At 68.0% G+C, this 24,153-nt stretch carries 21 protein-coding genes; 7 read left to right on the forward strand and 14 right to left on the reverse strand.

The window, feature by feature from the left end; genetic code table 11:
• Positions 1-2 precede the first annotated feature (2 nt).
• From ccsB to hemL, 6 genes are read right to left on the reverse strand one after another with little or no spacing between them, the layout of a single operon-like run.
• Positions 3-1,133, reverse strand: coding sequence for a c-type cytochrome biogenesis protein CcsB (ccsB, locus tag AB0M15_RS03895; RefSeq protein WP_363813595.1), 1,131 nt, complete (start codon positions 1,131-1,133; stop codon positions 3-5).
• Positions 1,130-2,707, reverse strand: a complete 1,578-nt coding sequence (locus AB0M15_RS03900) for a cytochrome c biogenesis protein ResB (RefSeq protein ID WP_363813596.1) — start codon at positions 2,705-2,707, stop codon at positions 1,130-1,132. Before AB0M15_RS03900 ends, ccsB begins: the two co-directional genes overlap by 4 nt.
• 1 nt (position 2,708) lies before the next feature.
• The gene (locus AB0M15_RS03905) at positions 2,709-3,452 is read right to left on the reverse strand and encodes a cytochrome c biogenesis protein CcdA (protein ID WP_363813597.1); all 744 of its coding nucleotides are present in this window, start codon (positions 3,450-3,452) and stop codon (positions 2,709-2,711) included.
• A 17-nt stretch (positions 3,453-3,469) separates the two neighbouring features.
• Complete coding sequence (locus tag AB0M15_RS03910) at positions 3,470-4,063, reverse strand: TlpA disulfide reductase family protein (protein WP_363813599.1); 594 nt, start codon at positions 4,061-4,063, stop codon at positions 3,470-3,472.
• The gene (locus AB0M15_RS03915) at positions 4,063-4,686 is read right to left on the reverse strand and encodes a histidine phosphatase family protein (RefSeq protein ID WP_363814561.1); all 624 of its coding nucleotides are present in this window, start codon (positions 4,684-4,686) and stop codon (positions 4,063-4,065) included. Before AB0M15_RS03915 ends, AB0M15_RS03910 begins: the two co-directional genes overlap by 1 nt.
• Before the next feature lie 41 nt (positions 4,687-4,727).
• Positions 4,728-6,050 carry a glutamate-1-semialdehyde 2,1-aminomutase gene (hemL, locus tag AB0M15_RS03920; RefSeq protein ID WP_363814563.1) on the reverse strand — a complete coding sequence of 441 codons (1,323 nt, stop codon included), beginning with the start codon at positions 6,048-6,050 and terminating at the stop codon, positions 4,728-4,730.
• Positions 6,051-6,321: 271 nt separating this feature from the next.
• Here hemL and AB0M15_RS03925 point away from each other — a divergent pair, with 271 nt between their 5' ends.
• The gene (locus AB0M15_RS03925; protein ID WP_363813600.1) at positions 6,322-7,698 is read left to right on the forward strand and encodes a lytic murein transglycosylase; all 1,377 of its coding nucleotides are present in this window, start codon (positions 6,322-6,324) and stop codon (positions 7,696-7,698) included.
• Between the two features lie 137 nt (positions 7,699-7,835).
• Here the strand turns inward: AB0M15_RS03925 and AB0M15_RS03930 are convergent, their stop codons facing one another.
• Positions 7,836-8,798, reverse strand: coding sequence for an LLM class F420-dependent oxidoreductase (locus tag AB0M15_RS03930; protein WP_363813601.1), 963 nt, complete (start codon positions 8,796-8,798; stop codon positions 7,836-7,838).
• An 89-nt stretch (positions 8,799-8,887) separates the two neighbouring features.
• Positions 8,888-10,729: a hypothetical protein gene (locus AB0M15_RS03935; protein WP_363813602.1), complete on the reverse strand. Its 1,842-nt coding sequence runs from the start codon at positions 10,727-10,729 to the stop codon at positions 8,888-8,890.
• A gap of 140 nt (positions 10,730-10,869) precedes the next feature.
• Here AB0M15_RS03935 and AB0M15_RS03940 point away from each other — a divergent pair, with 140 nt between their 5' ends.
• Together AB0M15_RS03940 and AB0M15_RS03945 are read left to right on the forward strand one after the other, a co-directional pair.
• The gene (locus tag AB0M15_RS03940; protein WP_363813603.1) at positions 10,870-11,541 is read left to right on the forward strand and encodes a hypothetical protein; all 672 of its coding nucleotides are present in this window, start codon (positions 10,870-10,872) and stop codon (positions 11,539-11,541) included.
• Positions 11,542-11,651: 110 nt separating this feature from the next.
• Complete coding sequence (locus AB0M15_RS03945; protein ID WP_363813605.1) at positions 11,652-14,852, forward strand: glycoside hydrolase family 3 N-terminal domain-containing protein; 3,201 nt, start codon at positions 11,652-11,654, stop codon at positions 14,850-14,852.
• A gap of 52 nt (positions 14,853-14,904) precedes the next feature.
• Here AB0M15_RS03945 and AB0M15_RS03950 read toward each other — a convergent pair whose 3' ends face one another.
• From AB0M15_RS03950 to AB0M15_RS03960, 3 genes are all read right to left on the reverse strand, one after another.
• Positions 14,905-17,040, reverse strand: coding sequence for an MMPL family transporter (locus AB0M15_RS03950; protein ID WP_363813607.1), 2,136 nt, complete (start codon positions 17,038-17,040; stop codon positions 14,905-14,907).
• A 482-nt stretch (positions 17,041-17,522) separates the two neighbouring features.
• The gene (locus AB0M15_RS03955) at positions 17,523-18,440 is read right to left on the reverse strand and encodes a DJ-1/PfpI family protein (protein ID WP_363813609.1); all 918 of its coding nucleotides are present in this window, start codon (positions 18,438-18,440) and stop codon (positions 17,523-17,525) included.
• A gap of 7 nt (positions 18,441-18,447) precedes the next feature.
• Positions 18,448-19,047, reverse strand: coding sequence for a cysteine hydrolase family protein (locus tag AB0M15_RS03960; RefSeq protein ID WP_363813611.1), 600 nt, complete (start codon positions 19,045-19,047; stop codon positions 18,448-18,450).
• Positions 19,048-19,275: 228 nt separating this feature from the next.
• Between AB0M15_RS03960 and AB0M15_RS03965 the strand changes: the two genes are divergently transcribed.
• Positions 19,276-20,487, forward strand: coding sequence for an aldose epimerase family protein (locus tag AB0M15_RS03965; protein WP_363813613.1), 1,212 nt, complete (start codon positions 19,276-19,278; stop codon positions 20,485-20,487).
• Between the two features lie 61 nt (positions 20,488-20,548).
• Here AB0M15_RS03965 and AB0M15_RS03970 read toward each other — a convergent pair whose 3' ends face one another.
• Both AB0M15_RS03970 and AB0M15_RS03975 read right to left on the reverse strand, forming a co-directional pair.
• Positions 20,549-20,845, reverse strand: a complete 297-nt coding sequence (locus AB0M15_RS03970) for a hypothetical protein (RefSeq protein WP_363813615.1) — start codon at positions 20,843-20,845, stop codon at positions 20,549-20,551.
• Positions 20,794-21,030, reverse strand: a complete 237-nt coding sequence (locus AB0M15_RS03975; protein ID WP_363813617.1) for a hypothetical protein — start codon at positions 21,028-21,030, stop codon at positions 20,794-20,796. Before AB0M15_RS03975 ends, AB0M15_RS03970 begins: the two co-directional genes overlap by 52 nt.
• A gap of 72 nt (positions 21,031-21,102) precedes the next feature.
• Between AB0M15_RS03975 and AB0M15_RS03980 the strand changes: the two genes are divergently transcribed.
• Both AB0M15_RS03980 and AB0M15_RS03985 read left to right on the forward strand, forming a co-directional pair.
• Positions 21,103-22,059 carry a helix-turn-helix domain-containing protein gene (locus AB0M15_RS03980; protein ID WP_363813619.1) on the forward strand — a complete coding sequence of 319 codons (957 nt, stop codon included), beginning with the start codon at positions 21,103-21,105 and terminating at the stop codon, positions 22,057-22,059.
• On the forward strand, positions 22,056-22,583 hold the full coding sequence (locus tag AB0M15_RS03985; RefSeq protein WP_363813621.1) for a GrpB family protein: 528 nt from the start codon (positions 22,056-22,058) through the stop codon (positions 22,581-22,583). The genes AB0M15_RS03980 and AB0M15_RS03985 overlap by 4 nt, the downstream gene beginning before the upstream one ends.
• Positions 22,584-22,618: 35 nt before the next feature.
• Here AB0M15_RS03985 and AB0M15_RS03990 read toward each other — a convergent pair whose 3' ends face one another.
• On the reverse strand, positions 22,619-23,401 hold the full coding sequence (locus AB0M15_RS03990; RefSeq protein ID WP_363813623.1) for an SDR family NAD(P)-dependent oxidoreductase: 783 nt from the start codon (positions 23,399-23,401) through the stop codon (positions 22,619-22,621).
• Positions 23,402-23,512: 111 nt separating this feature from the next.
• Between AB0M15_RS03990 and AB0M15_RS03995 the strand changes: the two genes are divergently transcribed.
• Positions 23,513-24,112 (forward strand): TetR/AcrR family transcriptional regulator, encoded by a 600-nt coding sequence (locus AB0M15_RS03995; protein ID WP_363813624.1) that lies wholly within the window; start codon positions 23,513-23,515, stop codon positions 24,110-24,112.
• Positions 24,113-24,153 lie beyond the last annotated feature (41 nt).

The following is a 24,153-nucleotide window of genomic DNA, read 5'->3' on the forward strand; positions in this document are numbered from 1 at the left end:
GCTCAGACCCCGGCGTAGGAGTGCAGGCCGGACACGAGCAGGTTCACGCCGACGAAGTTGAAGATGAAGACGAACCAGCCGACGATCGCGATCGTCGCGGCCCGGCGGCCACGCCAGCCGGCCGTCGCCCGGGCGTGCAGGTACGCCGCGTAGACGACCCAGGTGACCAGCGACCAGACCTCCTTGGGATCCCAGCCCCAGTACCGGCCCCAGGCGTACTCCGCCCAGATCGGCCCGGCCACCAGTACCCCGAAGGTCCACAGCGGGAAGGCGAACGCGAGCACCTTGTACGCCGTACCGTCCATCGCCTCGGCACTCGGCAGCCGCTTCAGCGACGCCGACATCGTCCCGCCGGCCAGCACTCGCCGCTCGGCGCGCGCCTTGACCAGGTACAGGATCGAGACCAGTCCACCGATGGTGAACGCGCCACCGGAGATCGCCGCGGCCGACACGTGGATCACCAGCCAGTACGAGTGCAGCGCCGGTACCAACGGACCAGCCGGCGTATAGAGCGCCAACGTCGCCAGCCCCAGCACCGCGGCGACGAACAACGTCACCCCAAGCCCCAGCCACTGCAACTTGTACCGATGCACGAACAACAGATAAACCGCCGCCACCGCCAGCGACGAGGTGATGGAGAACTCATACATGTTCCCCCACGGCACCCGCCCAGCCGCCAGCCCCCGAGTAACCACACCGAGCAGGTGAAGAAGGAACGCCAACCAGGTCAGCAACAACCCCACACGACTAGCAGCATCAGCCCGCTCCGACCGCCCAGCATCGCCGGCGCCGGTGGAGGTGGCAGAGGCCGACCCGGCAGAGCCAGACACCGGTCCGGCCGAGCTGGCCGCCAGCGTGCCGGAACCGGCCACCAGCGTGTCCGAGCCCGAGCCGGAGCCGAGCGTGCCGGCTGACGTAACATCAACTGCGCCGGAGGCCGACCCGGCTCGTGCCGAGTTGTCGGCGCCGACGGCGGACGTGACCAGAGCGGCGTCTTCTTCGGCGACAGCCTTGGCGACTACTGCCCGGCCCATCGCCCATTCCAGGGCGTGGGACATCATCGCGATCGCGTAGATGACGGTTGCCGTCGGGATGACCAAGTTGGAGAGGTGCGCGTACGTCTCCGGGCTCATGGCTGCTCCTGCTTCGGTTTTGCCGGCTGCAATGCGTTGCTGATGGCCTGGATCTCGTCCCCGAGGCCGCGTTCGGGCCCCCGGTCCAGCCCGGCGACCTCGACCACGGTACGCCCGTCCTCGGTCCGGACCCGCACCCAGGTACGCCGTGGGTGGATGAACAGCGAGCCCATCAACCCGAGGATGGCGAGCAGGATCCCGGCCAGTGCGAGGTGCAGACCGGGAGTGTGGCTGATCTGCAGCTTCACCCACCGGTCGTACGAGTCGAAGGTGATCGACCCGCGATTGTCCGGCAGCTTGAAGCTCTGCCCCGGCGCGAGCTGGAACCGCAGCTTGTCCCCGCCGTCACCCTCGAACTGCGTCAGCTTCGACTTGTCCAGCTGATAGACCGACTGCGGCTTGCCCGTCTCCACCGACGGCCGCCCGTAGTACGCCGTCATCGCCAGCACCGGGTTGAGCGCATCCGGGAAGACCGACGTCGGCCCGCGCTGCGGGTCGATCACCCCGGTCGGCAGGAAGAACCCTTCGAAACCAAGCTGTTCGGGCCGCGCGTCCGGTGCCTTGATCACCCCGAACGACGAGAAGTTGCTGTCCTGCGGCAGGAACGGCGCCGGCCCCGAGAAGGCGACCTCACCCTTCCCGTCGCGAACCGTCACCTTCGGCGCGTACCCATGGCCGAGCAGATGCACGTCGGTACCGTCGACCTGCAACGGATGATTCACCTGCAGGTCGAACGACTTCTCCGGCGAGTCCGGCGTCTCCTGGTACGTGATCGGCGCCTTGAACTCACGCGCCGCCCCGCGCTGCGGCCCGTCGGTCTGGAACTTGACCGTGAAGCTGTCCACCTTCAGCGAGAACGGCGGCAGGTCGTCGGGCTTGAACACCCGGCCCGGGCTGAAGTCGTCGTACTGCGCGATCGCATTCGAGAACTCGTTGCCCACGACAACCAGTACGGTGCCGCGGTACCCGAACAGCGCGCCCCACGCGGCCCCGATCAGCGCCAGGATCAAGGAGAAGTGGAAGAGCAGGTTGCCCGCCTCGCGCAGATAACCCCGCTCGGCCGCCACCGCGCCGTCGTACAGCTCGACCCGGAATCGCCGCCGGCGCAGCTCGGTCGCGGCAAGCTCCAGCACGTCGCCGTCGGCATCGGTCTCGAAGGACTGGTACCCGGCCAGCCGGTTGAGGTTGCGCGGCGGCTTCGGCGGCCGGGCCCGCATCGCCTTCAGGTAGACCTGAAGCCGCGGCACCACACAGCCGATCAGCGAGATGAACAGCAGCAGGTAGATGGCCGAGAACCAGGCCGACTTGTAGACGGAGAAGAGCCCGAGCTTGTCGTAGAACGGGCCGAGCTTCGGGTGCGCCTCGAAGAAGTCGGAGACCTTGACCGGATCGATCGCCGTCTGCGGAATCAGCGACCCCGGCACCGCACCCAGCGCGAGCAGGAAGAGCAGTACCAGCGCGGTCTTCATCGAGGTGAGCTGCCGCCAGGTCCAGCGCAGCCAGCCGATCAGGCCGAGCTTGGGCAGGTCGGGTGGCGGGGCCGGCGCCTCGACGCGGTCCTTCACATCCGTCACGTCACACCGCCGATCCGAAGTTCGCGACCCATTGCCTGAGCTCGGCGGTCATCGAGTCCCACACTCCTGTCAGCAGCAGTAGCCCTACGGCGATCATCAGCACGCCGCCGATCCGGATCACCATCACCTGGTGCTTGCGCACCCAGGCGACGGCACCGAGCATCCGCCGGAAGGCGAGCGCCGCGATGATGAACGGGATGCCCAGCCCGAGGCTGAACACCAGCGCCAGGATCGCACCCCGGCCGGTACTTCCCTCGGTCGCGGCCAGGTTCATCACCGTACCGAGGGTCGGCCCGATACACGGCGTCCAACCGAAACCGAACAGCACGCCCAGCAACGGCGCTGCCGCGATCCCGACGGCCGGCACCCGGTGCACCCGGACGTCGCGCTGCGCGAAACCGAAGCCACCAAGGAAGATCAGGCCGAGCAGAACCGTCGCGCCACCGAGCACCTTGGTGATCACCGCCTGGTGATCGAGCAGTGCTTTGCCGACGGCACCGAACAGCACGCCGGTCAGGATGAACACGGCGGAGAAGCCGGCCACGAACAAGCTCGTCCCGGCCAGCATCCGGCCGCGGCGCTCGGACCCGAGCTCGGCCGCGGACAACCCGGTCACGTAGGACAGGTAGCCCGGTAACAGCGGAACCACGCAGGGTGAGAAGAACGAGATGGCACCGGCCAGCACCGCGATCGGCAGTGCCACCAGCATCGAGCCAGTCATCGACTGGGCGAACCACTCACCCACTGTGCCGATTCCTTTGGTCAACTCGCGGCAGCATCATGCACCATGCCGAGCAGGGTCTGCTTGGTAACGCTGCCGATCACTCGCGACGCCACCTTGCCCTGCTTGTCGATCACGATCGTCGCCGGGATCGAGCTCGGCGAAATCTTCTGGCCCCGGAACAGCAGCAGTTGCTTGCCGGCCGGGTCGTAGATGCTCGGGTACGGCACCTCGAAGGCTTCGACGAACTTCTTCGCCGGGGCCGGGTCCAGATCACGCGTGTTCAGGCCGATGAACTGGACGTTCGCGCCGAGCTCCTTGGCCGCGGCGGTGAAGTCCGGCGCCTCCTTGCGGCACGGCGGGCACCACGATCCCCACACGTTCAGGACGGTGACCTTGCCGGTCTGGTCGGCGAAGTTCCAGGCCTTGCCGTCGAGCGTGGTGCCCTTGAAGTCGGGCGCCTTCTGCCGGTCGGCCGGCGCGAAGCTGGAGACCCGGCCGCTACCGCTGACGAAACCGGTCTGGCCCTGACGGGTGTCCTTCACGTCCTGCCCGGAGCTGCAGGCCGTGGCGGCCAGCAGCAGGGCGGCCGCGACAGACGTCGTACGGAGGCTCCGCGCTCGAAGGAAGGGCATCACGCGCCGCCCGCGAACTTCTTGGGGTTCTTGACCGGGAGCAGGTCCTTGGCGGGCTCGGCGTAGCCGACCGAGACGATCGCGTCACCGTGGAAGGTGAACGAGGTCAGGCTGGCCAGGCTGCACTGCCGCTTGCGCGGGTCGTGCAGCATCCGGCGGTGCTCGACGGCGGACCGGACGATCCAGATCGGCAGCTGGTGCGACACGATCAGCGCCTCGTGCCCGGCCGCCTTCTGCCGGGCCGTCTCGATGGCGTCGCGCATCCGGCGTACCAGCTGGCTGTAGGGCTCGCCCCAGGACGGCTTCCACGGGTTGCGCAGCAGCCACCAGGCACTCGGCTGGCGCAGCGCGCCGTCGCCGACACCGAACTTCTTGCCCTCGAACTGGTTCGCCGCCTCGATCACCCGCTCGTCGATGTCGGGTGTCAGCCCGAACACCTTGGCGATCGGCTCCATGGTCTCCTGGGCCCGCTCCAGCGGCGAGCTGACCAGGTGCACGATGTCGCGGCCGGCCACGTGCTCGGCCACCCGGTCGGCCATCTTGCGGCCGAGCTCGGACAGGTGGAAGTCGGGGATCCGGCCGTACAGCACGCCGGTCGGGTTGTGCACCTCGCCGTGACGCATCAGGTGCACGACCGTCGTTTCGGTCACCGTTGCCGGTCCCTTCAGTTCTCTACGGCCGCTGCCGCGCGGGCGGCGGAGGCAAGTGCGGTCTCGAGCTGGGCCAGCGCGTCGTCGTCGATGGCGGCGCTCACGAACCAGGCCTCGAAGGCGCTCGGCGGCAGGTAGACGCCGGCGTCCAGCATGGCATGGAAGAACGCAGCGAATCTGGGCAGTACCTGGGCTCCGGCCCCGGCGAAGTCCCGAATCGGCTGCGCGCCTTCCGAAGACTCCACGAAGAAGACACTGAAGAGGTTCCCGGCGTTCTGTATGTAATGGGGCACACCCTCCTTGGACAGCGCCGTCGTGACGAGCTGCCGGATGGTGGCCGAGGTCTCGTCGAGCTTGGCGTAGACCTCGTCGGTCGCCAACCGGAGCGTGGTCAATCCGGCGGTGGTGGCGATCGGGTTACCCGACAGCGTCCCGGCCTGGTAGACCGAGCCCTCCGGCGCCAGGTGCGACATCAGGTCGGCCCGGCCGCCGAACGCGGCCGCGGGGAAGCCACCGCCCATCACCTTGCCGAACGTCATCAGGTCCGGCACGACGCCGTCGACGCCGTACCAACCGGACTTGGTGATCCGGAAGCCGGTCATCACCTCGTCGGAGATGAACAGCGCGCCGTTGTCCTTGCAGGTCTTGGCGAGGAAGGCGTTGAAGTTGTCCAGCGGCGGGACGACGCCCATGTTGCCGGGCGAGGCCTCGGTGATGACGGCGGCGATCTGGTCGCCGTACTGGGCGAAGGCGGCGGTGACGGCTGCCTGGTCGTTGTAGGGCAGGACGATCGTGTCGGCGGTGGTCGCTTCGGTGACACCCGGCGTACCCGGGATGCCGAGCGTGATGACGCCCGAGCCCGCCTGGGCGAGCAGTGCGTCGACGTGGCCGTGGTAGCAGCCGGCGAACTTCACGATCTTGGCCCGGCCGGTCGCGCCACGAGCCAGCCGGAGCGCCGACATGGTCGCCTCGGTGCCGGACGACACCAGCCGCACCTTGTCCACCGGGGTCCGCGCGACGATCTCCTCGCCGAGCTCGACCTCGGGGCGGGTCGGGGTGCCGTACGACGTACCGCGGCTGACCGCCTCCTGCACGGCGGCCGTCACCTCCGGGTGCGCGTGGCCGAGCAGCATCGGCCCCCAGGAGCAGACCAGGTCGACGTAGGTGTTGCCGTCGACGTCGGTGATGTGACATCCGTCACCGGAGGCCATGAAGCGCGGAACCCCGCCGACGGCGCGGAACGCGCGGACCGGGGAGTTCACCCCGCCCGGGGTGACGGCGGAGGCTCGGGCGAACAAGCTGGCTGACTGCTCAGTGAGGTCGGGCACGGCGGCCATTCTCCCCGACAGACCAGTACGCCGGGTGGGCGGGGAGCACGCTCTCATCGGGCAGATCTTGGAGTAAGCAGTCTCCAGGGGGTTCACAGGTGGGTTGTTACGCGCCAGTATGGGTACCCGGTGACCGTCCGTGCACTGTCTGCGCCCGACTCGTAACCCACACCCGGGACGTGCGTTAGACCCGATAACGGACGGTGGCACCGGTACAGACGAGAAGATTTGTCCGCAGTGTGGGGCGGGGCAGGTCGATGAGTCACGGAGGGGATCATCGATGGCGAAGGGCAAGCGTCGCGCCATGGGCGGGAGCGGGTGGCGTCAGGTGGCGCCACTGATCCCGCTGGCGTTGTTCGCGAGCGCGTTCACCGTCAGTGCCACCGACGATCCGGCCGTCGCGACCGCGGCGCTGGATCAGGGGTTGGGGAAGAACAACCCGGTCGTCGTACCGAAGCAGCCGATCGGAGACCCCGCGAACGTGGCGGTGCCCGGTGTGGTCGGCAACGGTGTCGACCCCGGTGAGCAGCCGACCCAAGTGGTCTCCGGCCTGTCTCGCAACGGCATTCCCAACGCGGCACTGAAGGCGTACTCGCGGGCTCAGCAGGTGATGGCGCAGGCCGACCCGACCTGTCAGTTGCCGTGGACCCTGGTGGCCGCGATCGGCCGGGTCGAGTCGAACCACGGACGCTTCGGCGGCAACTCGCTGATGACGAACGGGGTCGTCACGCCAGGCATTCTCGGCCCGCGGCTGGACGGTTCGGGCACGGCCAGGATCACCGACACCGACGGCGGCAAGCTCGACGGTGACGCGGCGTACGACCGCGCGGTCGGGCCGATGCAGTTCATCCCGCAGACCTGGCAGCTGATGGGCGTCGACGGTGACGGCGACGGGGTGAAGAACCCGCAGGACATCGACGACGCGGCGATGTCGACGGCCGTCTACCTGTGCTCCGGCACCGGCAACCTGTCCAAGGCTTCCGACCTCAACGCGGCCGTCCTGCGCTACAACCACTCCCAGCAGTACGTCGACCTGGTGATCAGCATCGCCAAGGCGTACGCGGGCGGCAGCTGGATCGCCGTCGGCAACGGCACCGAGGGCGACGATCAAGGTGTCGACCGGGCCGGTGGCGTGGTCGACGATCCGAGCATCGACGCTCCGGCCGACCAGAACCTGCCGCAGGCGGTCAACCTGCCGACGTACCCGGGGGTCAAGCCGACCCCGACGCCGACCATGGTCCAGGGCGGCGACGGCAAGCCGACGACGTCCCCGACCAAGCGGCCGCCGACGACGACCAAGCCGTCGACACCGCCGAGTTCGAAGCCACCGACGAGCAAGCCCAGCACCCCGCCGACCAGCAAGCCGCCGACGACCCAGCCGCCGGCCGCACCGCCCGTGATCGCGAAGCTGCAGACCTCGGTCGGCCTGATCGTCGGCACGGTCGGCAGCACGCTGACCGAGCTGACCGAGGCAGCCACCTACTGCCAGTCGGAGCTGTCGAAGGTGACCATCACCCACCCGACCCAGCAGCAACTGCAGAAATGCGTGACCGCGTTCCAGACCGGCGGCACCAAGGCCGTCGACCAGGTCATCCGCAACCTGCTCTCGCTGCTCGGTCTGCTCGGCGTCCTCGGAGGCGGCCTCCTCGGCGGCTGAGCAGACACCCCAAGGCCGGCGCGCCTGCCCCCACCCCTCCCTTAGGCGCGCCCCTGGCGACGCCACGGAACCTCTCCCCCCGGTTTCGTGGCGTCGCTCTTTACGTGATCAAGCGCTTAATTGAGGATCCTTCAGTTTCAGCTGAACCGCTTGGTGATCTGTTCCATCCGGTCGACCAGGTCGAGGTCGTAGGCGACGCCGGGGACGTAGAAGATGACGTAGTCGGCGCCGGCCTCGAGGGCCGCCTCGACCTTGTTCGCGATCTCGTCCTCGGTGCCGATCAGGTTGTCGCGGTCGAACCGCTCCCGGTTCATCGGGCCGAGCGCCTTCGCGGTCGCCAACTGCGGGTCGTCACCCTTGTCGATCGGGAACGCGTTGATGCCGGTCGACTTGATGATCTCGTCGTAGTCGCGGCCGATCGCGTCGCAGTGACCCTTCAGGATCGCCGCCTTCTCCTTGATCACCTCGGGGTTGCCGCCGCCGATGTTGGCCGCGTCGGCGTACTTGGCGACCAGCTTCAGGGTGACGTTCGGGCCGCCGCCACCGATCCAGAAGCTCGGGTGCGGCTTGCGGACGCCCTTCGGCTCGTTGATCGGCTTGTCGATCGAGTAGTACTTGCCGTCGAAGACCGGCTCGTCCTCGGTCCACATCTTGTAGATGATCTCGGTGGCCTCGCGGAACGCGCCCATCCGGTCCTTGAGCTCCGGCCACTCGTAGCCGTACGCCTTCCATTCGTGCTCGTACCAGCCCGCGCCCAGTCCGGCGTACAGGCGGCCGTGGCTGGCGACGTCGACGGTCGAGGCGATCTTGGCGTAGAGCGCGGGGTTGCGGTAACCGTTGCAGCCGACCATCTGGCCGATGTTCACCCGCTTGGTGTCACGCGACAGCGCCGCGGTCGTGGTCCAGGCCTCGAAGGTGCTCTCGGTGCTCGGCTCCGGCACCGTGTGGAAGTGGTCGAACAGCCAGATCGAGTCCCACGATCCTTCGTCGGCCTTCTTCGCGACGGCCGTCATCGCCTCCCACTGTTCGACGGGGTCGCTGAACCCCGCCAGATCCATCTTCCACCCTTGTGGAACGAACAATCCGAACCGTGTAGTCATGCCTCCATCCAATAGGTGAGGTGCCGAGCCGGTCCAGCACCTCACCTACTGAATAACCACTGAATAACCACACTCCAGCTTCTGAATCCCTACCGGGCGCTCAGCACTCCGGCACCGAAGGCGGCGCCGTCACGATGGACGGCCCTGGCGGCGAGGACGGTGTTGAGCAGGATCGGAGGCAGCTTGCCGCCGAACTCCTGCCTGGTGAGGGCGGCCACTCCGGCCGCTGACGGGGCCGAGGCGGAAGTACCGAAGAAGCGGCACTGGCCTTCCACCGCGGTCGGGCAGGTGCCGGAGCCGAACGGTCCGACACCGCTGACCGAGACGCCGTCCGAGGCGGTCCAGTACGGCGCCGGGAAGCTCCGGGAGAGCGGTCCACTGGTTCCCTTGCACGGACCGGGCTTGCCGCCCGGGCAGCGCGTGGTGGTGATGATCTGGGTCGGGCCGGCCGCGCTGAACGCCTCCAGCGCGATCGTCTTCGGGTCGACCGAGGTGCTGGCGTTGACGGCGCCGGCGCTGGTCGCGAAGCCCAGGTAGTTGGAGTCCGGGTTCATCGAACCGGCCCGCTCCGGCGGGTCGATCGTCTGTACGCCGGCCGACAGCGCGCGCCAGCGCAGGTCGAGCACCGGCGCCTTCTTGGCCGACGAGGTGCCCTGGACGTCCACGACCAGCTTGGCGGGCTGCGCCACTCCGGTCGTGTTCTCGTAGATGAACTGCTCGATGGTGTCGCCGACGCCGTCGGCCTGGACGGCGTTGCTGGCCGCGAGGCACTTGGTGCCGGTGGCATCCATCAGGTACAGGTTCAGGTCGGTGAATCCGCCCTGGCCCGCAGTCGGGAAGACAGCGCGCGGCTCACTCCACTGCAGCGTCGGCATGACCGTCGCACCCGGCAGCAGGTTGAGGTCGTACGTCGTGTCGTCGCCACGCAGCTTCACCACGTTGTCGACCGCGTTCGGGCAGCCGGTGAACGGTCCGACGGCTCCGTCGGCTCCCTTGCCGGTACCGATGGCGGTGACCCGCGGTGCGTGCCGGCCGCCGAGGTTGCCGGCCGACGAGCTGACCCAGATGCCGTGCTGGGCGAGGCCTTCAGCGGTCGCCGCACCGATGCCCTGCTGGAAGGCCGGCTCGTCGTCGAGCGCGATGTCCTCGGCGATCATCGTCACGCCCGCGTTGGCGAGTTCGTGGAACGCCTCGACGTACTCGGCCGTGGTGTCCCGCGTACTGGCGTAGGCGAGCTTCGCCTGCGGGGCGATGTCGTGGATGATCTCGAGCATCGCGGTGCCCTCGTCATCGTCGTACGCCGCCTGCCGCAGGACCTGTACGTCGGCCGGCAACTCGCCCTGCGCGACGGACTCGGCCAGGTGATCGACATCGCCGGAGATGGCGCCGACCTTCTGCCCCTTGCCGGTCAGCCCACTGGCCTGAGCCAGGTCCGCCTTGTGCAACTGCACGCTCTCGGCCTCGATCGGCCCCACGTCGACGGCCGGCCTCAGCGAGGGCCGCAACGCACTCACCCAACCGAGCGACGCGACCGCATCGAGCTTGTCGTACGGCACCGTCGTGGACAGCAAGCCCGTCGTCGGCAGATCGGCCCCCGGCACGGCCTTGAAATCAGCCGCGTTCTTCAGCACCGACACCCCGAGCGAGGTGAGCGACGCTTCCTGCTGATCAGTCACCGGCGAGGCGGCATAGATCTGCACCCCGATCCGCCCGCTGTTGCTGATCCCCAGCGAACGCGCCTCCGGCGAGGCCGTACTGATCTTCGCCTTCGAAGCCGCGGCCGCCAGCGCCGCACTGTCCCTCAACAGCGTTGGAATCTTGGACGGTTGAGCCGCCACCGGTGCGGCCACAGCCGGTTGCACCACCGCCGCGGCAACCAAAGCCGGAGCAATCAACAACAAACTGCTCACCAGATACGTCGACTTCTTCATAGAGAGCCCCTCCCCTAGCCTCACGAACCTCGCACCACCGTGACGCAGCAACCAGACCCTGTCCAGAGCTTCATCCGACAACGAGGGGAAACCCCATCTACCCGTCCAAGTTCAGTCAACTGTTCACCGAATCGACCCCGTTGATCGCCAACGGCAACCACACCCGCGACACCCCACCCGAGGAAGGCGGCCGCTGGCCGGTCAGCGTCGTACTACGCCCGCCCACCGACTCCCCACTGAGCCGAACCCTCGACCACCTGACCACCGAAGCAGCAGCCCTGGCCGGCGACGGCCACTGGCAAACCGGCCAGCTCGGCTCCGCGCACCTCACCGTCCGGGCCCTCGAGCTCTACCGCCCCACCGTCGACCCCGACGAGCCGGCCATCAAGCGCTACCGATCCGCCATGGACCGGGCAGCCACCGGCCCCGCCCGCGTCGAAGTCACCGGCCTCACCCTCACCCCCGGCACCGTGATGGCCTGCGCAGTCCCTCTCGACGACCAGGCCGACCTCTTCATGGACCAACTCAGATTCGAACTGGGCGCCGACGCCTGGCACGAACTCCCGTACGGCCGCCGCGACATCTGGTACCTGAACCTCCTCCACTTCACCGCCGACATCCCCAACCCGGCTCGGCTCATCGACTGGGTCCGAGCCAACCGCGAAACCGCCTGCGGAGAGGTCACGATCGACAAGGCCGAGCTGGTGCGGTTCTGGCATGCGCCGGCCGGCTCGCGGCCGCTGGTGCGGCCTGAAGTACTGGGCAGCACTTACCTCAGGAACCGGTTCCGTGGGGGGAATCTTGCGGAGTGAGAGCGCTCTAGTTCCGGAACCGGTGGGGTATTGACGGGGAGGGGTGGAGGGCTGAGAGTCGGGCGCGACGCGTGCGTGAGGCTCGCGCAGCGAAGCTGGAGGAGTCGCCCATGCCCAGGTGGCCTGTCAATCGATCGATTCGTTCCAGACGGCGGACGGCGGTGGTCAGCTCCGTCGCGTTGCTGGCCGGACTGCTGCCGCTCGGCGTGGCGGCTCAGGCCAATGCCGACGACCCGGCGCCGCTCGTGCTCGCGGCGTTCGAAGGAGGCGAGCAGTTCGCCTCACCGCCCAACGCCGGCATCTTCGCCTGGGGCAGCGATGCCGACGACCCGCCGACGATGGAGTTCCAGGCCCGCGCCGACGCCCCGGTCGGCGGCAAGGTGCTGCACGGCACGTACAACATCAGCGGGTACGGCGGTTTCAGCCACGACGTGCAGTACGACCAGAACCCGCTCGACTGGTCGGCGCACAAGGGCATCCGGTTCTGGTGGTACGGCCAGAACACCGCGCCGCTGCCGCCCGGCTCGGGCAAGCGGATCTTCTTCGAGATCAAGGACGGCGGCGCGAACGCCGAGGCGTCGGAGCTGTGGAACACCAGCTTCACCGACGACTGGCAGGGCTGGCACCTGGTCGAGATCCCGTTCGCGGACCTCGCCTACCGCGGTGACTACCAGCCCGTCGGCGGTATCGACCACGTGCTCAACCTCGACAAGATGTGGGGCTACGCGATCACCATGCCGGTCGGGACTCCTGGTGAGTTCGCGATCGACCAGGTCGAGGTCTACGGCAAGGCCGACCCGGCGCTGAAGGCGAGCATCGTCACCGACGCCGACGTCTACCCGGTGAAGGAAGGCGGTACGGCGAAGGTCAAGATCAGCCTCGCCACCACCGGATCCGTACCGCTGGAAGAGCCCGTCACGGTCGAGTACCGCACCGGGACCGGCACCGCCGGAGCAGGCGACTACACGCCGGTCTCGGGCGTCATCACCTTCCCTGCCGGTACGGCGTCAGGCGCCTCCCAGACCGTCAAGGTCATCACCCAGCGCGACACCACGGCCGAGGTCGCCGAGACGATCCCGCTGGACCTGACCGTCACCGGCGCCAAGCCACCGGTCACCCAGCCGAAGGTCGTCATCAACGCGCACGACCTCCCGTACCTGAACCCGGCCCTGCCCGTGAAGGCCCGCGTCCAGGACCTGCTCGGCCGGATGACGCTGGCCGAGAAGGTCGGCCAGATGACCCAGGCCGAGCGCAACGCGCTGCGTTCCAAGAGCGACATCGCGACCTACGCCCTCGGCTCGCTGCTGTCCGGCGGTGGCTCCGTACCGTCGCCGAACACCCCGGCCTCCTGGGCCGCGATGATCGACACCTTCCAGCTGAACGCGCAGGCGACCCGCCTGCAGGTACCGCTGATCTACGGCGTCGACGCGGTGCACGGCCACAACAACGTGATCGGCGCGACGATCCTCCCGCACAACATCGGGATCGGCGCGACCCACGACGAGGAACTGGCCGAGAAGACCGGTGAGGTCACCGCGGCCGAGGTCCGGGCCACCGGCATCCCGTGGGACTTCGCGCCCTGCCTCTGCGTCGTCCGCGACGACCGCTGGGGCCGCTCGTACGAGGGCTACAGCGAGGACCCCGCGCTCGTGAAGGTGATGGCCGGCGTCATCACCGGTATGCAGGGCAAGGCCGACGGCAGCGAGCTGAACAAGTACAACAAGGTGCTCGCGACCGCCAAGCACTACGCCGGCGACGGCGGTACGACGTACGGATCGTCCACGACGGGTAGCTACAAGATCGACCAGGGCATCACCAAGGTCACCCAGCAACAGCTCGAGGACATCCACCTCGCGCCGTTCAAGACCGCGGTCGACCTGGGCGTCGGCACCGTGATGCCGTCGTACTCGAGTGTGCAGATCGTCGACGACAACGGCGCGACCATCAGCGGCCCGACCAAGATGCACGGCGACGCCGCGCTGATCAACGGCACGCTGAAGGACAAGCTGGGCTTCAAGGGCTTCGTGATCAGCGACTGGCAGGCGATCGACCAGCTGCCGGGCGACTACCCGAGCGACATCCGGACGTCGATCAACGCCGGCCTCGACATGATCATGGTGCCGACCAACTACCAGGGCTTCACCCAGGGCCTGACCGACGAGGTCACCGCCGGCCGGGTCACCCAGGCCCGGGTGGACGACGCCGTCAGCCGGATCCTGACCGAGAAGTTCCGGCTCGGCCTGTTCGAGCACCCGTACGCCGACAAGACCCGGCTCGGTACCGTCGGCTCGGCCGCCAACCGCGCGGTCGGCCGGGAGGCGGCGGCCAAGTCGCAGGTGCTGCTCAAGAACGACGGCAACCTGTTGCCGTTGGCACCGACCGCCAAGGTCTACGTGGCCGGCAGCAACGCCAACGACCTGGGCAACCAGATGGGCGGCTGGAGCATCACCTGGCAGGGTGGCTCCGGCAACACCACCACCGGTACGACGATCCTCGACGGGATCAAGCAGGTCGCACCGAGCGCCACGTTCAGCCAGGACGCCTCGGCGCCCCTGACCGGGTACGACGTCGGCGTGGTCGTCGTCGGCGAGAAGCCGTACGCCGAAGGCATCGGTGACGTCGGCAACGGTCACACGCTCGGCCTGACCACCGCTGACAAGGCAGCGGTGGACAAGGTCTGCGGCGCGATGAAGTGTGTCGTGCTGGTCGTCTCCGGTCGCCCGCAGGTGATCGCCGACCAGCTCGGCAAGATCAACGCGGTCGTCGCGTCCTGGCTGCCGGGCACCGAAGGCGCCGGCGTGGCGGACGTACTGTTCGGCAAGAAGCCGTTCAGCGGGCGGCTGCCGGTCACCTGGCCGAAGTCGGAAGCCCAGGAGCCGATCAACGTCGGCGACGCGGCCTACGACCCGCAGTACCCGTTCGGCTGGGGTCTCACCACGCAGGCATCGGCTCGTGAGAACGTCTCGGACACCCGGAACGACCTGCGGCGCAGGGCTGGGTCCGATGCGAACGTCGTCGCTGCCACCGCGCATCTCGACCAGGCTCTGAAGGTCAAGGACTGGTCGGGGCCGCAGGCAACGACTGTGCTGGCCGAGCTCGGTCAGGCTGCGGCGGCTCTGCAGCTGACCAAGGCGGACACGTCCAACGAGGACGACGCCATCGTCACCGGCGCCCGCTGGATCGCCCAGAACAAGATCGGCCAGAACCTCACCGAGGCGGCATCGAAGCTCACCTCCGATGCCGAGCACCTGGCCCTCGGCGGCGAGCTCAGCAACGCGATCGCGAAGCTGACCGCGGCGTACAACCTGTAAATCCAAGACGAGGGGGTCGGCGAGTTGCACCTCGCCGGCCCCCTCTGCTTTCTCAGACCGCAACCAGCTCGCGGTCATTCGATGGTGCCGGCTGAGCGGCAGACAGCTTGTTCGGCCACCATGCCTTGCGGCCGAGCAGGACCATGATCGATGGCAGCATCACGATCCGGACCAGGGTGGCGTCGATCAGTACGGCGACCGCCAGGCCGACCCCCATCTGCTTCATCTCGATCATCCCGAGCGATGCGAAGACGGCGAACACCGAGACCATCACCGCCGCCGCGCTCGTCACCACGCCGGCCGATTCGGTGATGCCCTTGCGTACCGCCTCTTGCGGCGACAGCCCGTCGCGGACTCCCTCACGGATCCGCCCGAGGACGAACACGTGGTAGTCCATCGACAGCCCGACCAGGATGACGAACAGGAACACCGGGATCCACGACACGACGAACCCGGGTGAGGTGAAGTCCAGCAACCCTTCGGCCCAGGTGTGCTGGAAGACCAGCGACAGTACGCCGAAGCAGGCCGCCACCGACGCCAGGTTGAGCAGCGTCGTGACGAGCGCGATCGCCAGGCTGCGGAAGGTGAACGCCATCATCACGAGCGTCAGGATGAGCACGAACGCAATCACATAAGGCAGTTGATCCCGCTGGTGCTGCCCGTAGTCGACCGACTGCGCCGTCTCCCCGCCGACCGCCCACCGCGTCGATGCCAGAGCCTGCGGAGCCAGCTCATCACGCAGTTTCTCCAAAGCCAGCCGCGCATCCTCACTCGTATCCGGCCGCACCGACACCAACGTCAGTACGGCGGTATCCCCCGCCCGCCTCATCTCACTACCTGCCACGAACTCGCCGCCGCTGACCGCCTCGTTCTGCAGGTCGGCCAGCTTCGCTGCCGCACCATTGCCCTGCGCAACGACCTCGAAGCTCATCCCCTGTGAAGGAAACGCCTTCTGTAGCGCAGACATCGTCTTCACTTCAGGAATGCTCTGCGGCAGAGTATCCAAGCCACCCGGCTCGGTCTTCATCCCCAGCGCCGGTACTGCGAGCGCCACCACGGCGACGGTCGAGATCACCAGTGCGACCTTGGGGAAGCGCAGTACGGGAGCCAGAATCCGCCGGCTGATGCCACCCGGCCCGATGCGACGGTTGAGCCGCCACAGCAACGGAACGCGCGGCCGGTCGACCCGGTGGCCGAGCTTCACCAACAGCGCCGGCAGTACGGTGAGCGACCCGAGTACCGCCACCGCGACGACGACGATCGTCGCCGTGGCCATCGAGGAGAAGACCGGGTCCTGCGCGACATACAGGCCCGCCATCGAGACGATGACCGCGAAGCCGGAGACCACCACCGAGTGCCCCGACGTCGCCGCGGCGATCTCGACAGCGTCGACGGTGCCATGACCTCTCCGCCGCTCCTCGCGCTCGCGTTTGAGGTAGAAGAGTGAGTAGTCGACGCCGACGGCCATGCCGATCAGCAGGACGACGTTGGCCACCGAACCACCGTCGGGGAAGGCGTACGACAGCGGTGCGTAGAACCCGAGTGCCGCGCCGACCGCCGAGAATGCCAGCAGGACAGGGATTCCGGCCGCGATCAACGCACCGAAGGCGAGCAGCATCAAGCCGAAGGTCAACGGCAGGCTGATCTTCTCGGCCCGGGCGAGGTCCGAGCCGACCTGCTTCCAGATCCCCTTGTCCAGCGAGGCGCCACCGGCCTGCTCGATCGTCAATGACGGATTGGCCTTCTGCACCTCACTGGTTGCTGCGAGCAACTTGTCGACGTTGTCCGCGGCGTCGTCCTCGTTGCCCTTCAGCGAGATCGGCAGCAGCGCCGCCTTGCCGTCGCCCGACCAGACCGGTTGCCCCACTTCAGCTACGGCGTCGATCGCCGTCATCTTCTGCCGCAGTTGCGCGAACGCCGCCGTCGCTGCCGCCTTGTCCAGCTTTTGGCCGGCATCGGTCACCAGCACGGTCTCGCTCGGCTTCCCCTCCAGCCCCGCATCGCGGATCAACTCCGACGCCGTCCCCGACTGCCCGATCCAGGTGTCCTCGGCCTTCGTCTTCTGGGTGGGTATCGCGACCATCAACCCGACCGCGACGACGACGAGCATCAGCCACAAGCCGATCGCCCGCCCTGGATGGGTAGCACTCCAGCGCGCGACGCGCACCGTCACCGATCCCCTGCTCATCCTGGTTAGCCCTCTCGCCGTCCCCGTACGGGCGCTGTACCCGCTGATGACGAGCCTGGCGGCTGGCTGCCGAGTTCTCAGGAGTGTCAGCCCCCGTCGCCTGGTGGTGGTAGGTCTACCTCGCGCTTTGTCCTGCCTGGATATTCGTCCCAACCAGATCGCCGATGCGCGCGTCTCAGTCGGTGCCAGGCCAACGGGGCACGGCCACGCCTACGTCGAACCAACCGTCGGCGGCCGCCCGGCCGACAAGACAGCCCTAACCCAAACCCTCAACCACGCCACCCAAACAGTCACCCTCGTCGGCTGACCCACCGACGGCGTACCCCACCGGGTGAAGGACTCGAATGGGTTCCTCAGACCAGCGCACCTCGCACCAGCACTCGCATCGCGCCCTGCGGCGTTCTCCAACTTTGTGCTCGACCTGAGTGTTCCTGCCCGGCCGAGACGCTCACGTCGAGCACAAAGTGGGCGCGGGCCACTGGTTAGGCGGGGATGGTTCTCGAGCGGAGGCGGCGGAGCATTCGGGCGTCTTCGAAGCCTACGGCTCGGGCTGCAGCCTCGACGGTGGTGCCGTGGCTGATGAGGTGTTCGGCTCGTTCCAGGCGGAGGAGTTGTTGGTAGCGCAAGGGGGTCAGGCCGGTGGCCTGGGTGAAGATCCGGGTCAAGGTCCGCTCGCTCACGCCTACGCCGGCGGCCAAGTCGGCTAGGCGGAGCTGGTCGGCGTACCGGCTGTCGATGATGTCTTGGACGCGGTGGGCGAGGTCGTTGAGGTGGCCGCGGTGGCGGAGCATTGCGCTTTCCTGGCGGTCGTCTCCGTTGCGGCGCGCGTAGACGACCATCTGACGAGCGACTCGTGCCGCCGCCTCGGCTCCGCGGGCGGCGGCGACCAGGTGTAACGCGAGGTCGATCCCGCTGGCGATCCCGGCCGAGGTGATTACCCGGTCGTCCACGACATAAAGGACATCGCGGACCATGTGCGCCTTCGGGTACCGCGCGGCAAGCTCGTCAGTCAGGTCGTGGTGCGTCGTGTAGCGCCGCCCGTCGAGCAGACCAGCGGCACCGAGCGCGTCGGCGCCGGAGCACACGCTGGCGACCGAACCACCGCCCGCGTGATGAGCCCGCAGCCGTTGCTTGGCCATCGCCGACATGTGCGGAGTCGGCGTGAAGGCAGGCGGCCGCCAGCCCGGTACGACGATCAGGTCGGCGCACCCGAGCTCCGGCCACTCCGACTGCGCCCTGATCGGCACCCCTTGGGCGGTGACGATCTCCGCCGACTCCGCGACGTAGGTCAGGTCGTAGCCGTACCCGAGGTCGTTCGCGGTCGAGAACACCTGGGCCGGACCGGCGAGGTCCAGCAGGTGGAGTTTCGGCAGCAGGAAGAAGACGACCCGGGTAGGCATGATCCGGTCAGGATGCCAGAACCGGCGGCGCCACCTCGTCGAGTGTCCGGATGGTGGCGAACCGGCCGGCCAGCACGAACTCGGTCCGCTCCGCGATCGTCGCCGTCGACAGCGTCCGCGGATCGGCCAGGATGTCGGCCAGCGACGCGTCGGCCGGCATCGTCCAGTGCGGCAACGGCATGGTCGCCGTCGCCTCGGTCACGAACGTCACGCCGTACCCGAGGTCGGAGGCGACCCGCGTCGTCGTCTCGCAGCACTGCTCGGTCCGGATCCCGCTGACGACGACCTCGCGGACGCCGTGCTCAGTGAGGACTTGCTGCAGATTGGTCGTGGTGAAGGCATTGTGCGAGGTCTTCCTGATCACCGGCTCACCGTCGGCGGGCTCGAGACCCTCGATGAAGCGCACATGGCCGCTCGCCGGGTCGAAGGCGCCGCCGGTACCGGGCTCGGTGTGCAGCACCCAGACCACCAGGTCGCCGTTCGCCCGGGCGGCGCGCACGAGCCGGTTCACCCGGTCCGCGATGTCGGGGTGGTCGACGACGCTCCAGTTCTCCCGGACACGGAAGGATTCCTGGACGTCGATCACAAGCAGAGCTGTCTGAGTCATGCCTCCATCGTCGACGCTCCCAGGCTCCGGAGATAAGGCTTCAACCAGCCCGGAGCCGGACGGATCTGGTCAACCACCCAGCAACACTGGCCGATATCGGCCAGTCATCGGACGAATTCGAACCGTTACAAACTATTCCAAACACTGGACAACCCTGCTTACAGTGCCCGGGTCGGCCATGTGCACGCTCTCCCGCCGACGACCGCCCAGCACAAGTGAGGGGATTCCATGTCAGACAACCTGCCCCGCCGGCAAGTACTGCGAACCGCCGGCGCGCTCGGACTCGGCGCCGCCACGGCCGGTGCACTGAGCAGCACCGCGGACGCCAGCCCGGATAGGGTCGCGGCCATGAATGCGCAGCACGGTCATGGAAAGCTGGAGATCCGCAAGGATCCGTTCGGCACCACTCCGGAAGGCGTCGGGGTGGACGTCTACACGTTCACCAACGGCCGGACCACGATCTCGATGCTCACCTGGGGTGCGACCATCCAGCGGGTCGAGACGCCGGACCGGCGCGGCCGGGTCGAGAACATCAGCCTCGGCTTCGACAACCTGCCCGACTACGCGGCGCTCAGCCCGTACTTCGGCGCCACCGTCGGCCGGTACGGGAACCGGATAGCCAAGGGCAGGTTCACCCTCGACGGCCACACGTACCAGATCCCGATCAACAACGGCGAGAACGCGTTGCACGGCGGCACGATCGGCTTCGACAAGAAGGTCTGGAAGGCCAAGGTCGTGAAGACCGACAAGGCCGTCGGCGTCGCGTTCACCTACGTCAGCCCGGACGGCGAGATGGGCTTCCCGGGCGAGCTGACCAGCACTGTCACGTACACGCTCGACAAGCAGGACAACCTGCGGATCGACTACCTCGCGACGGTGGCCGGCAAGCCGACCGTGCTCAACCTGACCAACCACGTGTACTTCAACCTGGCCGGTGAGGGCACCGGCTCGATCGACGGCCACGTGCTGGAGTTGAAGGCCGCGAAGTACACGCCGGTGGACGCGGGCCTGATCCCGACCGGCGAGCTGGCTGCGGTGGCCGGTACGCCGTTCGACTTCAACCACCCCACCGCGATCGGCAAGCGGATCCGCGACGACCACCCCCAACTGGTGATCGGGCGTGGGTACGACCACAACTTCGTCCTCAGTGGCAAGCCCGACCACGACGGCCTGCGGTTCGCCGCCCGCTTCTGGGAACCGAGTGAGGGTCGCACGGTGACCGTGCACACCAGCCAGCCCGGCGCCCAGTTCTACAGCGGCAACTTCCTCGACGGCACCTTCCAGGGGATCGGCAACAAGGCGTACCGCCAGGGCGACGCCTTCGCCTTCGAGACCCAGCACTTCCCCGACTCCCCCAACCACCCGACGTTCCCCTCCACCGTCCTCCGCCCCGGCCAGACCTTCACCTCCACCACCGTCTACACCTTCGGCACGAAGTAACCCGAGCCCCCGGACGGAGCTGCGCGGCCCTCCCCGCGCAGCTCCCCCACCGCGCCGCCGCCTATCGCCGCCAGACCGTCCCCTGGCGGTCGCGGCCGGTCCATTGCTCCAGCGCGACGATCTGCTCGACCGCACCTGCGCCCAGCTCCCGTTCCAGCAGCCAGTACGCAAGGTCGATGCCGGCCAGCCACCCACTGCCGCAGGTGACCAGATCGCCATCGTCGACGATCCGCGCATCGATCACCTCAGCCCACTCGGCCAGCCGCGCGTAGTCCGCCCGATGAGTAGTCGCCGGACGCCCGTTGATCAGCCCAGCAGCACCAAGCAGCAACGCCCCCGAATCGATCCCGGCAAGCACCAGCTCGTCACCCCGGTCGCCTTCGCTTCAGCCAATTGCCGAGGGATGACACCCCGCTCGATCTCCTCCAAGATCCACCCACCCGCCACCGCAAGCACGCGAGCCTTGGCGTTGGCGAACACCGCGTACGTCGCCAGCACATCCACCTCGGCGAAACCGTCGAACACCAACACATCGATCCTCATGAAGCTCCAGCCTGCCCGGACTTACGGAGTACAAGGAGTGGCTTGATGGACCGTGTTGGCTAGATTCGAGCCATGCGGATGATTGCGGTGCTGGCCATCGAGGGGGCTGTCGGGCTGGAGTTGGCCGGGGCTTGTCAGGTGTTTGCGGCTGCCCATGATCCGGTCAGTGGGGAGCCGTTGTACGACGTACGGGTGTGCGGTGACCGAGCCGGTACTACGGTGCGCGCGCACCGGCTCGAGATCTTCCGCGCCCAAGCGCCCTACAGCTTCGAAGAGGCGTTGGAGGCCGACACGATCATCGTGCCTGCGGCATACACCGCGTCGGAAGAGGTGGTCGAGCTCGTGCGGGAAGCGCATCGGCGTGGGATCCGGATCGCGTCGATCTGCACGGGTGCGTTCACATTGGCCGCGGCAGGACTGCTTGATGGGCGGATGGCCGCGACGCATTGGGCGCACGCGGAGCGGTTCGCTCGCGAATATCCGCAGGTCGAGGTGGCGACCGATGTGCTGTACCTCGACGACGGCGATCTGCTGACCTCGGCAGGAGTGACGGCCGGGCTCGACCTCTGCCTTCACCTGGTACGCCGCGACCACGGCTCGGCGATCGCCGCCAACGTGGCACGGCGACTGGTGATGGCGCCGCATCGTGATGGCGGGCAGGCCCAGTTCATCACCGCCCCGACCGTCGCCGGCGAGGGTTCGCTGGAACCGGTGATGCGCTGGATGCAAGAGCACCTGGCCGAGCCGCTGTCGCTCGCCTCGATCGCCGCCCACGCGTCGATGAGCACCCGCACGCTGAGCCGCCAGTTCCGAGCGCAGACCGGTAGTACTCCGCTCCAGTGGCTCATCCGCCTACGCATCGACCGAGCCCAGGAACTCCTCGAAACCACCGACCTCACGATCGACCAGATCGCCACCACCTGCGGCTTCGGCAGCCCACTCCTCCTCCGCCAGCACTTCACCAAAGCCCTCGCGACCACCCCAACGGCGTACCGACGGACCTTCGCCCCGATTAGCCTGCCCGGGTGACGATTCTGGCGGAGTACGACGACGCGTGGGCCGGGCAGTACGCGGCATTGGCGGCGGAGTTGCGGGAGGCCTTCGGTGACGCGGTGACCGAGGTGGAGCACATCGGCAGTACGGCGGTGCCCGGGCTGGTCGCGAAGCCAGTCATCGACATCGCCGCCCGGGCAGTCTCGCTAGAAGTTGCCTCCGGCAAGGATTCGAGTCTTGCCGAGCTTGGCTTCCAGTACGAGCCGGCCGGGCCGCCCAGGCGACGCACGTACACCCGTGTCGTAGACGGCGTCCTCACCAGCAACCTGCACGTGTTCTCCACCGAGGTCTGGGACGGCCTCAACCAGCGCATCCTGCGCGACCACCTCCGCGCAACGCCGGAAGCCGTCCGCCGGTACTCCGAACTGAAGCGCCGACTCGCCACCGAAGGCCTCACCGGCTTCGACTACACCGCCGCCAAGACGACCCTCATCCAGGAGCTCACCGACGACGCCCGCCGACTCCGCGGCCTGCCGTCCGTCCCCGTCTGGGAAACATAGGCGCGAGCTGGGAACCTAGGCGCCGTCGGAACGACCTAGGCCGTCTTGATCGCGCCGCCGTCGATCAGGTAGTCGGCGCCGACGATGCTGGCCGCGCGAGGTGAGCAGAGCTGGACGACGAGCGCCGCGACCTCTTCCGGCTCGATCAGCCGGCCGGTGAGCATGCCGACCTGCTGCGGCAGGCCCGCGAGCAAGTGCTCCAGCGGAATCCCGAGCTGCCGCGCCAGCTGACCGCCGTACCCGGCCTCGCTCTCCCACAGCGCCGTACGAACCGGCCCCGGCGACACCGTGTTGACCCGCACGCCCTTCGGCCCGAACTCCTCCGCCAGCGCCTTGCCCAGCGCAGTCAGCGAAGCCTTCGCCGTCGTATACGCGACCGGCCCACTGGACGGCACCCGCGCGCCGTTCGACGAGATGTTGACGATCGCACCGGACTGCCGGATCAAGCTCGGCAGCGCCTCACGCGTCACCTTGACCGCGGCGAAGAAGTTCAGGTCGAAGATCTGCCTCCACGCGTCATCGGCGAAGTCGAGGAACCCAGCGGTCGCATCGCCCTCCCCACCACCGACGTTGTTCACCAGCAGGTCGATCTCGCCGACCTCCGCCAACGCCGCCTCGACCAACCGCTGCGGCCCAGCCGGATCCGACAGATCCACCTGTACTGCGAAAGCCCCCGTCTCCCGAAGCTCCGCAGTACTCGTGCGGGCAGCCGCGACGACGCGGACGCCCTCCTCGACAAGCTGCTCGACGACGGCCAGCCCGATCCCCCGGCTCGCACCGGTGACGAGTGCCGTCTTGTCATTCAACTGGAGATCCATGAGCGGAACCCTCTCGCTAGTTGCATCTGAAGTGATGTCAAAAACGTACAACTTGCAACACCAATGACGCAAGTAGGATCGAAGATGGCACCAGGGAGTAGTCTTTGGGCTATGAGTGAAGTCACCGCCCGTCCACTGCGCGCCGACGCCGAGCGCACCGTGCGGACGATCATGGAGGCCGCCGAGCGGACCCTCGGCCGCAACCCGGCGGCGACGATGGAAGAGATCGCCGCCGCGGCCGGCGTCGCCCGGACGACCGTGCACCGGCGGTTCGCGACCCGCGACGTACTGATCACCGCGATGGCGACCTGGGCGACCCAGCAGCTCGCGGACGCGGTCGAGGCGGCCCGGCCGGAGTCGTCACCGCCGCTCGTCGCGCTCTACCAGGCGACGGCGAACGTACTGCGGGTCAAGATCTCCTGGGGCTTCTCGATGAACACCGCCTTCGCCCAGGACGGCGAGAGCGCGCGGATCTACGCCGGCGTGGTCGAGCGCTGCGACCAGTTGTTCCGCCGGACCCAGGAGGTCGGCATCCTCCGCGCGGACGTCGATCCGGTCTGGGCTCGCCGGGTGTACTACGCCCTGATGCACGAGGCCTGCCAGAACGTCTCGACCGCCGACGCCGACGAGGCCGACACCGACGCGCTCGCGACGCAGCTGATCGACACCCTGCTCCGCGGCCTCGGCACCCCGAACCCCCAGCTCACCTGACCGGCAGCGACCCGCTGGACCACGAGCGAAGGGTTACCTAA

Source organism: Kribbella sp. NPDC051718 (assembly GCF_040681515.1).
Classification (GTDB): Bacteria; Actinomycetota; Actinomycetes; order Propionibacteriales; family Kribbellaceae; genus Kribbella.

Excerpts from the sequence above, each read along its gene's own strand:
- AB0M15_RS03930 (WP_363813601.1), bottom strand. The coding sequence starts at position 8,798 with ATGACTACACGGTTCGGATTGTTCGTTCCACAAGGGTGGAAGATGGAT.
- AB0M15_RS03950 (WP_363813607.1), bottom strand. The coding sequence starts at position 17,040 with ATGAGCAGGGGATCGGTGACGGTGCGCGTCGCGCGCTGGAGTGCTACC.
- AB0M15_RS03980 (WP_363813619.1), top strand. The coding sequence starts at position 21,103 with ATGCGGATGATTGCGGTGCTGGCCATCGAGGGGGCTGTCGGGCTGGAG.
- AB0M15_RS03910 (WP_363813599.1), bottom strand. The coding sequence starts at position 4,063 with ATGCCCTTCCTTCGAGCGCGGAGCCTCCGTACGACGTCTGTCGCGGCC.
- AB0M15_RS03945 (WP_363813605.1), top strand. The coding sequence starts at position 11,652 with ATGCCCAGGTGGCCTGTCAATCGATCGATTCGTTCCAGACGGCGGACG.
- AB0M15_RS03975 (WP_363813617.1), bottom strand. The coding sequence starts at position 21,030 with ATGAGGATCGATGTGTTGGTGTTCGACGGTTTCGCCGAGGTGGATGTG.
- AB0M15_RS03955 (WP_363813609.1), bottom strand. The coding sequence starts at position 18,440 with ATGCCTACCCGGGTCGTCTTCTTCCTGCTGCCGAAACTCCACCTGCTG.
- AB0M15_RS03925 (WP_363813600.1), top strand. The coding sequence starts at position 6,322 with ATGGCGAAGGGCAAGCGTCGCGCCATGGGCGGGAGCGGGTGGCGTCAG.
- ccsB (WP_363813595.1), bottom strand. The coding sequence starts at position 1,133 with ATGAGCCCGGAGACGTACGCGCACCTCTCCAACTTGGTCATCCCGACG.
- AB0M15_RS03990 (WP_363813623.1), bottom strand. The coding sequence starts at position 23,401 with ATGGATCTCCAGTTGAATGACAAGACGGCACTCGTCACCGGTGCGAGC.
- AB0M15_RS03965 (WP_363813613.1), top strand. The coding sequence starts at position 19,276 with ATGTCAGACAACCTGCCCCGCCGGCAAGTACTGCGAACCGCCGGCGCG.
- AB0M15_RS03995 (WP_363813624.1), top strand. The coding sequence starts at position 23,513 with ATGAGTGAAGTCACCGCCCGTCCACTGCGCGCCGACGCCGAGCGCACC.
- AB0M15_RS03935 (WP_363813602.1), bottom strand. The coding sequence starts at position 10,729 with ATGAAGAAGTCGACGTATCTGGTGAGCAGTTTGTTGTTGATTGCTCCG.
- hemL (WP_363814563.1), bottom strand. The coding sequence starts at position 6,050 with ATGGCCGCCGTGCCCGACCTCACTGAGCAGTCAGCCAGCTTGTTCGCC.
- AB0M15_RS03960 (WP_363813611.1), bottom strand. The coding sequence starts at position 19,047 with ATGACTCAGACAGCTCTGCTTGTGATCGACGTCCAGGAATCCTTCCGT.
- AB0M15_RS03915 (WP_363814561.1), bottom strand. The coding sequence starts at position 4,686 with ATGCGTCACGGCGAGGTGCACAACCCGACCGGCGTGCTGTACGGCCGG.